10 protein-coding genes are annotated in these 11,498 nt (G+C 73.0%); 8 read left to right on the top strand and 2 right to left on the bottom strand.

Going from position 1 to position 11,498, the window contains the following annotated elements:
* Window positions 1–390: 390 nt before the first annotated feature.
* The 3 genes from ACIQGV_RS17245 to nudC all read left to right on the top strand — a co-directional run bounded on the left by ACIQGV_RS17245 (window position 391) and on the right by nudC (window position 6,582).
* The gene (locus tag ACIQGV_RS17245) at window positions 391–4,035 is read left to right on the top strand and encodes an ATP-dependent DNA helicase (RefSeq protein ID WP_402495458.1); all 3,645 of its coding nucleotides are present in this window, start codon (window positions 391–393) and stop codon (window positions 4,033–4,035) included.
* Between the two features lie 47 nt (window positions 4,036–4,082).
* The gene (locus ACIQGV_RS17240; RefSeq protein ID WP_402495456.1) at window positions 4,083–5,486 is read left to right on the top strand and encodes a dipeptidase; all 1,404 of its coding nucleotides are present in this window, start codon (window positions 4,083–4,085) and stop codon (window positions 5,484–5,486) included.
* Window positions 5,487–5,640: 154 nt separating this feature from the next.
* Window positions 5,641–6,582: an NAD(+) diphosphatase gene (gene nudC / locus ACIQGV_RS17235; RefSeq protein WP_402495454.1), complete on the top strand. Its 942-nt coding sequence runs from the start codon at window positions 5,641–5,643 to the stop codon at window positions 6,580–6,582.
* 83 nt (window positions 6,583–6,665) lie between these two features.
* On the opposite strand, the gene ACIQGV_RS17230 is transcribed toward nudC, so the two are convergent.
* The gene (locus ACIQGV_RS17230; RefSeq protein ID WP_402495452.1) at window positions 6,666–6,860 is read right to left on the bottom strand and encodes a hypothetical protein; all 195 of its coding nucleotides are present in this window, start codon (window positions 6,858–6,860) and stop codon (window positions 6,666–6,668) included.
* Between the two features lie 165 nt (window positions 6,861–7,025).
* The gene (locus ACIQGV_RS17225) at window positions 7,026–7,283 is read right to left on the bottom strand and encodes a mycoredoxin (protein WP_402495450.1); all 258 of its coding nucleotides are present in this window, start codon (window positions 7,281–7,283) and stop codon (window positions 7,026–7,028) included.
* A gap of 226 nt (window positions 7,284–7,509) precedes the next feature.
* On the opposite strand from ACIQGV_RS17225, the gene ACIQGV_RS17220 reads away from it, so the two are divergent.
* The 5 genes from ACIQGV_RS17220 to ACIQGV_RS17200 all read left to right on the top strand — a co-directional run bounded on the left by ACIQGV_RS17220 (window position 7,510) and on the right by ACIQGV_RS17200 (window position 11,411).
* A complete protein-coding gene (locus ACIQGV_RS17220; protein WP_402495448.1) occupies window positions 7,510–9,708 on the top strand; it encodes an ATP-dependent DNA helicase UvrD2 in 2,199 nt (732 codons plus the stop codon).
* Window positions 9,709–9,872: 164 nt separating this feature from the next.
* Window positions 9,873–10,199, top strand: coding sequence for a hypothetical protein (locus ACIQGV_RS17215; protein WP_402495446.1), 327 nt, complete (start codon window positions 9,873–9,875; stop codon window positions 10,197–10,199).
* A 173-nt stretch (window positions 10,200–10,372) separates the two neighbouring features.
* Window positions 10,373–10,741: a WhiB family transcriptional regulator gene (locus ACIQGV_RS17210; protein WP_402495444.1), complete on the top strand. Its 369-nt coding sequence runs from the start codon at window positions 10,373–10,375 to the stop codon at window positions 10,739–10,741.
* Window positions 10,738–11,061, top strand: a complete 324-nt coding sequence (locus ACIQGV_RS17205; protein ID WP_402495441.1) for a hypothetical protein — start codon at window positions 10,738–10,740, stop codon at window positions 11,059–11,061. Before ACIQGV_RS17210 ends, ACIQGV_RS17205 begins: the two co-directional genes overlap by 4 nt.
* A gap of 140 nt (window positions 11,062–11,201) precedes the next feature.
* Window positions 11,202–11,411 carry a hypothetical protein gene (locus ACIQGV_RS17200; protein WP_402495439.1) on the top strand — a complete coding sequence of 70 codons (210 nt, stop codon included), beginning with the start codon at window positions 11,202–11,204 and terminating at the stop codon, window positions 11,409–11,411.
* Window positions 11,412–11,498: the final 87 nt, after the last annotated feature.

The raw sequence follows: 11,498 nt of genomic DNA, 5'->3' as shown, positions 1-11,498 counted from the left end.
CGTGTCGTGCGGCTGGGGGCACCTCCCGCGCCCTTGAGGCAGTGGGGGAGTGCGTGCCGGGCGTCGCGACGCCGCGGAGATCCGCCAGAAGGGCCCCAGGGCCTGTCCGACCGTTCCCGTCTGCCGTGCGACGCCGTGCACGCTCTCTCGCCGCACCGGCCCCGGACCCGGGTACGTCCGGGTACGAGGGCCTGGAGCCGGCACGCCGAGAGCACGCACCTGACGGCGCGTGGCCGCCCTTCGGGCGACGACGCGAATTGGCGGACAGGCCCTGGCGGCCCGCGCCCGGGAGCGCGTGACGCATCGCACCACCCCTGCCGACCTGCGCTTCTTCCGTCCGCGTGGCCGATGTGGCCTCCGGTGTCGGTGCCCGCCGTTAGCCTCTTCGGCATGCCCGCCCCGATCACCGACCCCGAGCAGCTCAAGGAACTCCTCGGCATCCCCTTCACCCCGGAGCAGATGGCCTGCATCGTCGCGCCCCCCGCACCGCAGGTGATCGTGGCCGGCGCCGGGTCCGGCAAGACGACGGTGATGGCGGCGCGCGTGGTGTGGCTGGTCGGCACCGGCCAGGTCGCCCCCGAACAGGTCCTCGGTCTGACCTTCACCAACAAGGCCGCCGGAGAACTCGCCGAGCGCGTCCGCAAGGCGCTGGTCCGCGCGGGCGTGACCGACCCCGACGTCATCGACCCCGACGACCCGCCCGGCGAGCCGGTGATCTCGACGTACCACGCCTTCGCCGGCCGGCTGCTGACCGACCACGGGCTGCGCATCGGCCTGGAGCCCACCTCGCGCCTCCTCGCCGACGCCACCCGCTACCAGCTGGCCGCGCGGGTGCTGCGCGAGGCCCCCGGGCCCTACCCCGCACTCACCCGTTCCTTCGCCGACCTCGTCGCCGACCTCCTCGCGCTCGACGCCGAGCTGTCCGAACACCTCGTACGCCCCGAGAACCTGCGCGCATGGGACGCGGAACTGCTTCTCGCCCTCCAGGGCGCCAAGCTCACCAACGCCGACCTGCGCAAGGTGCCCGAGGCGGCCGCCGCGCGGCGTGACCTGGCCGGGCTGGTACTGCGCTACCGGGCCGCCAAACGCGAGCGGGACCTGCTCGACTTCGGCGACCAGATCGCCCTCGCCGCGCGGCTCGCCCGACTGCCCGAGGTGGGCCGTCTGCTGCGCGACGAGTTCCGGGTGGTGCTCCTCGACGAGTACCAGGACACCTCCGTGGCCCAGCGGGTCCTTCTCGCGGGCCTGTTCGGGGAAGGCACCGGCCACCCGGTGACCGCCGTCGGCGACCCCTGCCAGGCGATCTACGGCTGGCGCGGCGCCTCCGTGGCCAACCTCGACGACTTCCCCGAGCACTTCGCGCACGCCGACGGCCGCCCCGCAGCCCGCCAGGCGCTCAGCGAGAACCGCCGCAGCGGCGGCCGCCTCCTCGACCTCGCCAACGGCCTCGCCGGACCCCTGCGCGCCCTGCACACGGGCGTGGAGGCGCTGCGCCCGGCCCCCGGCGCCGAACGCGACGGCGTGGTCCGCTGCGCGTTGCTGCCCACCCACGCCGACGAGATGGACTGGATCGCCGACTCCGTCGCCCACCTCGTGCGCACCGGCACCCCGGCCGGTGAGATCGCCGTCCTGTGCCGCACGGCGACCGACTTCGCCGAGATCCAGGGCGCGCTCGTCGCCCGTGACGTGCCCGTCGAGGTGGTCGGGCTGTCCGGGCTGCTGCATCTGCCCGAGGTCGCGGACCTGGTCGCCGTCTGCGAGGTCCTCCAGGACCCCGGCGCCAACGCCGCGCTGGTGCGGCTGCTGACCGGCCCGCGCTGGCGCATCGGCCCGCGTGATCTCGCCCTGCTTGGCCGCCGCGCCCGGCTTCTGGTGTCGCCCACGCGCGTGGGCGACGAGGACGACCTGGACCGCAGGCTCGCCGCTGCCGTCGAGGGCGTCGACCCGGCCGAGGTGATATCGCTCGCGGACGCCCTCGACACCTTCCTGGAGTCGCCGCTCGAGGGCGGCGGGCACGGCGACGGGCTGCCGTTCTCGCCCGACGCGCGCGTGCGCTTCGCACGTCTGGCCACCGAACTGCGCGACCTGCGCCGCTGTCTGTCCGACCCGCTCATGGACGTCCTGCACCGCGTTCTGGCCGTCACCGGTCTGGAGGTGGAGCTGTCGGCGTCCCCGCACGCACTGGCCGCCCGCCGCCGTGAGACCCTGTCGAACTTCCTGGACGTCGCGGCCTCCTTCGCCGCGACCGACGGCGAGGCCACGCTGCTGGCCTTCCTGGCCTTCCTGCGCACGGCCGCGCAGTACGAGAAGGGGCTGGACAACGCCCTGCCCGGCGGCGAGAACACCGTCAAGGTGCTCACCGCGCACAAGTCCAAGGGCCTGGAGTGGGACGTCGTCGCCGTGCCCGGCCTCGTCGGCGGCAGCTTCCCCAGCGGCCAGGGCCGCGAGAAGTGGACCGCCCAGGCGAAGGTGCTGCCGCACGAGCTGCGCGGCGACGCCGACACGCTGCCCGACGTCGAGGCGTGGGACGCGCGCGGGATGAAGTCCTTCCACGAGGCGATGAAGGAGCACCAGCACACCGAGGAGCTCCGCCTGGGCTACGTCACCTTCACCCGCCCCCGCTCCCTCCTGCTCGGCTCCGGCCACTGGTGGGGCCCCACCCAGAAGAAGCCGCGCGGGCCCTCCGACTTCCTCGGGGAACTGCACGACCACTGCGCCGCGGGCCACGGCGAGATCGAGGTCTGGGCGGACGAACCGGCCGAGGGCGAGGAGAACCCGGCCCTGCACCGGCAGACCGCCGACCGGGCATGGCCCCTGCCCCTGGACGAGCCGGCGCTGGCCCGCCGCCGCGCCGCCGCCGAGACGGTCCTGGCCCACCTGGAGGCTCTGGCCGCCGACCCGGACGGGCGCCCCTCGGGACCGTACGGCCCGGACGGTCACGAGGACCCGGACTGGCCCCCGCCGCCGGAGGACGAGGAGCCGCCCCACGAGGACGAGCCACCCTACGGCGAGGAACCGCCCTACGGGGAGGAACCGCCCTACGGGGAGGAACCGCCTTACGGGGAGGACGGTGAACCGTACGACGAGGGCGACCCCGGCGACTGGGACTCCTGGACCTCGGAGCACCCCTCGGTGCCGCACATGTCGCACGTGCCGCACCAGGCGACGTCACCGGAACTCATGACGCCACCGGGCCCCCCGGCCCCTGCGGAGCCCGTGACGGCCCCGGGGGTCACGGCGGCACGGGAGCCCGTCGGGGCGGCCCCCGGAGCCAGGACGGCCACGGGACCCACGACGGCGCAGGAGCCCCTCACCCCCGAGGAGGCCCGCACCGTCGACTCCTGGGACCGCGACCTCGACGCCCTCGCCGGAGAACTCCTGCGCGCCCGGCAGGCCGTCACGGAGGTGCCGCTCCCGGCCGCCCTGACCGCCACCCAGCTGCTGCACCTCGCCGCCGACCCGGACGGCTTCGCGCAGGAGCTGGCCCGGCCCATGCCGCGCCCGCCGCAGCCGGCCGCGCGTCGCGGCACCCGCTTCCACGCGTGGGTCGAGTCCCGCTTCGAAGCGCTGACCCTGCCCATGTCGGAACCGGACGAGCTGCCCGGAGCGGACGCCGAGATCGCCGACGAGCGCGACCTGGAGGCCCTCAAGGACGCCTTCGAACGCACCGAGTACGCCCGTCGGACGCCCTACCGCGTCGAGGCGCCCTTCCAGCTCGCCGTCGCCGGCCGGGTGATCCGGGGCCGTATCGACGCCGTCTACCGCGAAGGCGAAGGCGACTCGGCGACGTACGAGATCGTCGACTGGAAGACCGGCCGCGAAGGCACCGCCGACCCCCTCCAGCTCGCCCTGTACCGGCTCGCCTGGGCCCAGCAGCAGGGAGTGCCCCTGGAGTCGGTCACGGCGGCGTTCGTCCACATCCGCAGCGGAGCGGTCGTACGCCCGCCGGGTCTGCCGGACCGGGCCGCCATCGAGCGGCTGCTGCGGGAGGAGGCACCGGGTGACGAAACGCCCGAGACGGATGCCGGTATGTGACGAACCGCCCAACAGGGATGCCGGTGCGTGCCGATAGGCTCGTGACCATGAGCCAGACCCCGGACAGCGCCGTCCGTCAGTACATCCAGCAGCACCGCGCCGCCTTCCTCGACGATCTCGCCGAATGGCTGCGCATCCCGTCGGTGTCGGCCCAGCCCGACCACGCGCCCGACGTCCGGCGCAGCGCCGAGTGGCTCGCCGCCAAGCTCCGCGAGACCGGCTTCCCCACGGTCGAGGTGTGGCAGACCGCGGGCGCCCCGGCCGTCTTCGCCGAGTGGCCCTCCGGCGACTCCGAGGCGCCCACGGTCCTGGTCTACGGCCATCACGACGTGCAGCCCGCCGCCCGCGAGGACGGCTGGAGCAGCGACCCCTTCGAGCCGGTCGTCCGTGACGGCCGCCTCTACGCGCGCGGGGCCGCCGACGACAAGGGCCAGGTGTTCTTCCACACCCTGGGCGTGCGTGCCCACCTCGCCGCGACCGGCCGTACGGCGCCCGCGGTCGGCCTCAAACTGCTGATCGAGGGCGAGGAGGAGTCCGGCTCCCCGCACTTCCGTGCGCTCGTCGAGGAGCACGCCGGCCGGCTCGCCGCCGACGCGGTGATCGTCTCCGACACCGGCATGTGGTCCGAGGACACCCCGACCGTGTGCACCGGGATGCGCGGACTCGCCGAGTGCGAGATCCGGCTGCACGGCCCCGACCAGGACATCCACTCCGGCTCCTTCGGCGGCGCCGTGCCCAACCCGGCGACCGTCGCCGCGCGCCTGGTCGCCGCCCTGCACGACGAGCACGCGCGCGTGGCCGTTCCCGGCTTCTACGACGGCGTCGTCGAGCTCACCGACCGCGAGCGCGAGCTCTTCGCCGAGCTCCCTTTCGACGAGCCGCGCTGGCTGCGCACCGCCAAGTCCTACGCCGCCCACGGCGAGGCCGGGCACACCACCCTGGAGCGCATCTGGGCCCGCCCCACGGCCGAGGTCAACGGCATCGGCGGCGGCTACCAGGGCCCCGGCAGCAAGACGATCATCCCCTCCTCGGCGATGGTGAAGCTCTCCTTCCGGATGGTCGCGGGCCAGGACCCCGCCCACATCGAGAAGGCCGTGCGCGCCTGGGCCGACGCGCAGGTGCCCGCCGGGATCCGCTGCGAGATCGACTTCGGCGCGGCCACGCGACCGTGCCTGACCCCGCTGGACCACCCGGCCCTGCAGTCCGTCGTGCGGGCGATGAGCCGCGCCTTCGAAGGGCCTGTCCGCTTCACCCGCGAGGGCGGTTCCGGACCGGCCGCAGACCTCCAGGAGGTGCTCGGCACGCCCGTGCTCTTCCTGGGCATCTCCGTCCCCTCCGACGGCTGGCACGCACCCGACGAGAAGGTCGAGCTGGACCTCCTCGTCAAGGGCGTGGAGACCGCCGCCTATCTGTGGGGCGACCTGGCCGAGAACTGGCCCCGCACCACCTGACCCGGCCGGTGCCGTCCGGGACGCCTTCGCAGGCGGGGCACACTGTAAGGGCCCCGCACCGCGAAGCCCCGCCGGACCCGGTCACCCCTTGCCGCACGTCCCGCACAACCGCCGCCGAACCCAACCGCTGCACCCGGGGGAGTTGGAAGCACCCGTGACCACCTGGACCGACCGCACCGCCGAACGACCCGTCTCACTCACCCTTCCGAGCGGCATCGACCGCGCCGCGCACCACCGGCTCGACGAGGCATGGCTCGCGGCGGCGTGGAGCCACCCCTCGACCCGCTGCTTCGTGGTCTCCGGCGGCCAGGTCCTCATCGACGAGACGTCCGACGGCAGGACCGAGCTCGTCATGACGCCCTCCTTCGAGGCGCCCCTGACCGAGGCGCACCGCTACTTCCTGGGCACCGACGAGGACGGCGTGAGCTACTTCGCCCTCCAGAAGGACGCGCTCCCCGGCCGTATCGACCAGTCCGCCCGTCCGGCGGGCCTGCGCGAGGCCGGACTGCTGCTGTCCCCGCGCGACGCGGGCCTGATGGTGCACGCGGTGGGCCTGGAGAACTGGCAGCGCACGCACCGCTTCTGCTCCCGCTGCGGCGAGCGCACCGTGATCGCCGCCGCCGGGCACATCCGCCGCTGCCCGGCCTGCGGCGCGGAGCACTACCCGCGCACCGACCCGGCCGTGATAATGGCCGTCACCGACGAGGACGACCGCATCCTGCTGGGCCGCCAGGTCCACTGGCCCGAGGGCCGCTTCTCCACGCTCGCCGGGTTCGTCGAACCCGGCGAGTCCATCGAGCAGGCGGTGCGGCGCGAGGTGTTCGAGGAGGCCGGGGTCACCGTCGGCCGGGTCGAGTACGTCGCCAGCCAGCCCTGGCCGTTCCCCTCCAGCCTCATGCTGGGCTTCATGGCCCGCGCCACGGCGACGGACATCACCGTCGACGGCGACGAGATCCACGAGGCCCGCTGGTTCTCCCGCGACGAGCTGGGTGCCGCGTTCGACTCGGGCGAGGTGCTGCCGCCGTACGGCATCTCCATCGCGGCCCGTCTCATCGAGCTCTGGTACGACAGGCCGCTGCCGACGCGCAGCGTCTGAACCGCGTACGGCAAAGGGCGGTCACCCCGGCCGGGCGGCCGCCCTCCGCCACACCCCGGGGCCGCCGCAGGGGCGGCCACGCCTCAGGGCAGCAGGGGGCGGCCTTCCCTGGCGGCCTCGATGTGCTCGGGCCTGAGCGCGTCCTCGCCGTACTCGTCGGTGAACGCGCGTACGCGGCCGAGGGGCGAGTCCGGCGGCGGGGGCTCCTCGCTGATCGTGACGCCGAGGATCTGCGCCCAGAACGCCGCGCCCACGTCCTGCGGGTTGTTCATGTCCATGCGGCGCACTGTAGACGGAGGGTCCGACAGCCGGGTGAGCGGCGGCGTGCGGGCACGGCAGCCGCTCCCCTTCCCGCAGAGCGGTCCCTGTGCACGGAGCGGGCCCGCACACGGAGCAGCCCCCTCCGGTGACCTCGACCGGAGGGGGCTGAGCGCCGCGGAGCGTCAGACCGCGAGGGCCTGCTTCACCTGGGCGAGGCTCGGGTTCGTCATCACGACCTCGCTGCCGCCCGTGGTGGGGACCACCCGGACGGTGGGAACCGTCTGGTTCCCGCCGTTGGCCTTCTCGACGAACGCGGCGGAAGCCGGGTCCTGCTCGATGTTGATCTCGGTGTACGCGATGCCTTCGCGGTCCAGCTGCTTCTTCAGCCGCTGGCAGTAACCGCACCAGGTGGTGCTGTACATCGTCACAGTGCCCTGCATCTCTCGCGCGCTCCCTTGGTCACTCGGGGATCGGGTCGTCCGATCAGGGAACATACGCGACCGGGTCGCCATTCCCGCCGGGGTGTTCCCGCCACCGTGACGCCTGTCGCATCCGCTGCGGGCGTCTGCCGCATCCGCCGTGACGCCTGTCGTATCAGTACGACTGCGAGCCCGCGCCTGTGGACAACCGGCTCGTCCGTCTCCGGCGACCTGGCAGCATGGCTGTGTGACAGCAGCAACGCACTCCTCTCTCTTCCCGCACGTACCGGACTCGGCCGACGCGGTGCTCGAAGGGCTCGACCCGGAGCAGCGCGAGGTGGCCACCTCGCTGCACGGGCCGGTGTGCGTGCTGGCCGGAGCCGGAACCGGCAAGACCCGGGCGATCACCCACCGCATCGCCTACGGGGTACGGGCCGGCATCCTCCAGCCCTCCAGCGTGCTCGCCGTCACCTTCACCAACCGGGCCGCGGGGGAGATGCGGGGCCGGCTGCGCCAGCTCGGCGCGACCGGTGTCCAGGCCCGCACCTTCCACTCCGCCGCCCTCCGCCAGCTCCAGTACTTCTGGCCGAAAGCGATCGGTGGTGCCATGCCCCGGCTCATCGATCGCAAGATCCAGCTCGTCGCCGACGCGGCCGCGGCGTGCAGCATCCGGCTCGACCGGGGCGAGCTGAGGGACGTCACCGCCGAGATCGAGTGGGGCAAGGTGACCCAGACGACCCCCGCCGACTACCCCCTCGCAGCCGCGAAGGCCGGCCGCGAGGCCCCGCGCGGTCCGGCGGAGATCGCCCAGCTGTACGCCGCCTACGAGGACGTCAAGCGCGGCCGGGGCGTGATCGACTTCGAGGACGTGCTGCTGCTCACCGTCGCCGTCCTCCAGGACCGGCGTGACATCGCCGACCAGGTGCGTGCCCAGTACCAGCACTTCGTCGTGGACGAGTACCAGGACGTCAGCCCCCTTCAGCAGCGACTGCTGGAGCTGTGGCTGGGGGAGCGCGACAGCCTCTGTGTGGTCGGGGACGCGAGCCAGACGATCTACTCGTTCACGGGCGCAACCCCGGACCATCTGCTCGACTTCCGTGTCCGTCACCCGGGTGCCACCGTCGTCAAGCTCGTCCGTGACTACCGCTCCACCCCGCAGGTCGTCCATCTGGCCAACGGACTGCTCGCCCAGGCGAGCGGCCGTGCCGCCGATCATCGGCTGGAACTCGTCTCTCAGCGCACCTCCGGCCCGGACCCGGTCTTCGCCGAACACCCCGACGAGCCCGCCGAGGCCGAGGGAACCGCCCGGCGCATCCGCGACCTGCTCGCCTCCGGGGTGCAGGCCAGCGAGATCGCCGTCCTGTTCCGCACGAACGCGCAGTCCGAGATCTACGAGCAGGCCCTAGCCGACGTCGGCGTGCCCTACCAGCTGCGGGGCGCCGAGCGGTTCTTCGACCGGCCCGAGGTGCGCAAGGCGGGCGTCGCCCTGCGCGGCGCGGCCCGCTTCGGCGGCAACGACTCCCTGCTGGACGACGTCGTCGACCTGCCCTCCCAGGTCCGTGCCGTGCTGTCCGGCGAAGGCTGGACCCCGCATCCGCCCGCCGGGTCCGGCGCCGTGAGGGAGAGCTGGGAGTCGCTCGCCGCGCTGGTCAACCTCGCGCAGGACTTCGCCGCCGCCCACCCCGGCGCCACCCTGGCCGACCTCGTGGCCGAGCTCGACGAGCGGGCGGGCGCCCAGCACGCCCCGACCGTGCAGGGCGTCACCCTCGCCTCTCTCCACTCGGCGAAGGGCCTGGAGTGGGACGTGGTGTTCCTCGTCGGTGTCGCCGAGGGCATGATGCCGATCACCTACGCCCGGACCGACGAGCAGATCGAGGAGGAACGCCGCCTGCTCTACGTCGGTGTCACCCGGGCCCGCGAGCGGCTGCATGTCTCCTGGGCGCTGTCCCGCTCGCCCGGAGGTCGGCCCGGCCGCCGGCCCAGCCGCTTCCTCGACGGTCTGCGCCCCGGCAGCACCACCACGGTCGCCGGCCGCACCGCGGCCGGAGCCGCGGGCGGTGTGGAACGGGGCTTCGCGGGCGGGACGGAGGCGGTCCCGAGACGCAGACAGCGCACCCCGGCCCGGTGCCGGGTGTGCGGGCGCACCCTCACCGAGGCGGGCGAGATGAAGCTGATGCGCTGCGAGGACTGCCCCTCCGACATGGACGAGGCGCTCTACGAGCGGCTGCACCGCTGGCGGGAGATCCAGGCGGGTCTCAGCGGACAGCCGGCGTTCTGCGTCTTCACGGACAAGACGTTGATGGCGATCGCCGAAGCCGCCCCGGCCGACCCCGTGGAACTCGCCCGCATCCCCGGTGTCCTCACCCGCAAGCTCAACCGCTACGGGGCCGATGTCCTGGCCATCTGCGCCGGTCGGGAGGCCGGGGCGACGGCCGACGAGGACTGACACGAACTCGTCGAAAAAATAGTTTGCGCATGCCCCAGCAATCCCCATAGGTTCTTAGGCGTGGGAACGGCGGCCTTCTCCAGGCCCCGCTTCCGTGTTCTACTTGCATATCCGTCGGATCGGTTCGCGCCGGTTCCCCTAGACGCCGAGAGGAGGCGAGTCCAGTGATCAGCATCTACGCCAGCTCCATCAGCACCGCCAAAATGACCGATCGCTCGGTCGTCGCTTCCCTGTGCATGCTCGGCGCCTCGGACCAGGGCACCGGTCTGTCCGGCATCAGTGCCGCCCGTCCGGCGTCCTCCCTGCCTCTCGCGGGCCTCCCTGTCCGTGAGCGCAATGAGCGACCGACCAAGGCACTGGAAGCGGCAGTAACGGCACAGGCACACGCCTATGCCTTTACGGCGACCGGTGCCGGATTCCGGAAGCAGACGACGCAGCACCACCTGATGTGGGCCTTCCGCGGGCCAGAACCCTGGAGTGATCCAGCCTGATCTCGATCAGGCCGGCGCCTTCAGGGCCGCGGAACCCCATCCGGGATCCGCGGCCCTTCTGTTTGCCCCGAACGGGGACAGCAGAGCGAAGGGGCCTCGGGACAAGAAAAGAACCCGGTACCAGCCGCCACCGGCCCAACAGGGCCGGAACGACCAGACGAGGAAGACGAACCGTGCAACTCGAAGCGCACGCCCCGTCCGTACCGCCTTCCGAAACGATCCCCCCGCCCGGCCTCACGAAGGACTCCGCCTTGACCCCCCTCACCGCGCTCACCGCGCTCGACGACGCCATCGAGAACCTCGGTGTACCGGTCCCCTGCCGCTCCTACGACCCTGAGGTCTTCTTCGCGGAGTCGCCCGCGGACGTGGAGTACGCCAAGTCCCTCTGCCGCACCTGCCCGCTGATGGAGGCGTGCCTCGCCGGCGCCAAGGAGCGGCGTGAGCCGTGGGGCGTCTGGGGTGGCGAGCTGTTCGTCCAGGGTGTCGTCGTCGCCCGGAAGCGGCCGCGTGGCCGTCCGCGGAAGAACCCGGTCACGGCATGAACACCCCAGGAACGATCGACCGTCCCCTCACGCACGACCCCAAGAAGCAGGCCCCGATGAAGCCGTCCACCAACGAGCCCATCCGCTCCGCGATCGAAGACGTCACCACCACCGGCGCGACCGACTCGCGTCAGAACAGGACCCGAGAGATGCAACTCATCCCAGAAGCCCTGGCACGTGCGCATATGCACGATCGCCTGCGTGAGGCGCAGCAGGAGCGCCGCGCCCTGAGCGTGGCGACCGCCCGCCGCATGCAGCGCCGGGCCGAGCGCGCCTCGATGCGTGCTCGCCGCGCGCTGGCGATCGCCGTGATGCAGTAGAGCCCGAACCGCCCTGAAGAGGCGGCCTCCCGAGCCGGGAGGAACAAGCTTCCCCGCGGGGGCCGGTCCGTCCGAACGGACCGGCCCCCGCAGTGCGTTGCTGCCCTGTGATCAGCGGCGCGCGGCGTTATCGTCGGTCAATGACGAGTCTTCCCGAAGGCGGGGACGACGGCGGTTCCGCCGAGGAACCCCGGACCCTCGTGTGCGCCCGCTGCGGCATCTCGGCCCAGGGCTCGCAGCCGACCTGGACCTGCTCGGTGGAGAACGGGGTGCGCCGCTACTTCTGCGACGGGTGCGCCCGGGAGAACCTCCGCGCGATCGAGGGCCGACTCGACTCCGCCTGGTGGTGAGCTCGGGCCGGACTCGACTCCGCCCGGAGCGAGGCCGGACCGGACCCGCTCGGGAAGAGCCGGGCCGGACGCCGCCCCGAGAACCCG

Origin of the sequence: Streptomyces sp. NPDC093094 (assembly GCF_044754345.1) — a bacterium.
In the GTDB taxonomy this organism is placed as follows: Bacteria; Actinomycetota; Actinomycetes; order Streptomycetales; family Streptomycetaceae; genus Streptomyces.
Note: the sequence above shows the minus strand (reverse complement) of the source record. Positions and strands in the feature narration are given on the sequence as shown.

What these genes read in the sequence shown, in the direction of transcription:
- ACIQGV_RS17245 (WP_402495458.1), top strand. Translation starts at nt 391, where the DNA reads ATGCCCGCCCCGATCACCGACCCCGAGCAGCTCAAGGAACTCCTCGGC.
- ACIQGV_RS17240 (WP_402495456.1), top strand. Translation starts at nt 4,083, where the DNA reads ATGAGCCAGACCCCGGACAGCGCCGTCCGTCAGTACATCCAGCAGCAC.
- ACIQGV_RS17230 (WP_402495452.1), bottom strand. Translation starts at nt 6,860, where the DNA reads ATGGACATGAACAACCCGCAGGACGTGGGCGCGGCGTTCTGGGCGCAG.
- ACIQGV_RS17225 (WP_402495450.1), bottom strand. Translation starts at nt 7,283, where the DNA reads ATGCAGGGCACTGTGACGATGTACAGCACCACCTGGTGCGGTTACTGC.
- ACIQGV_RS17205 (WP_402495441.1), top strand. Translation starts at nt 10,738, where the DNA reads ATGAACACCCCAGGAACGATCGACCGTCCCCTCACGCACGACCCCAAG.
- ACIQGV_RS17200 (WP_402495439.1), top strand. Translation starts at nt 11,202, where the DNA reads ATGACGAGTCTTCCCGAAGGCGGGGACGACGGCGGTTCCGCCGAGGAA.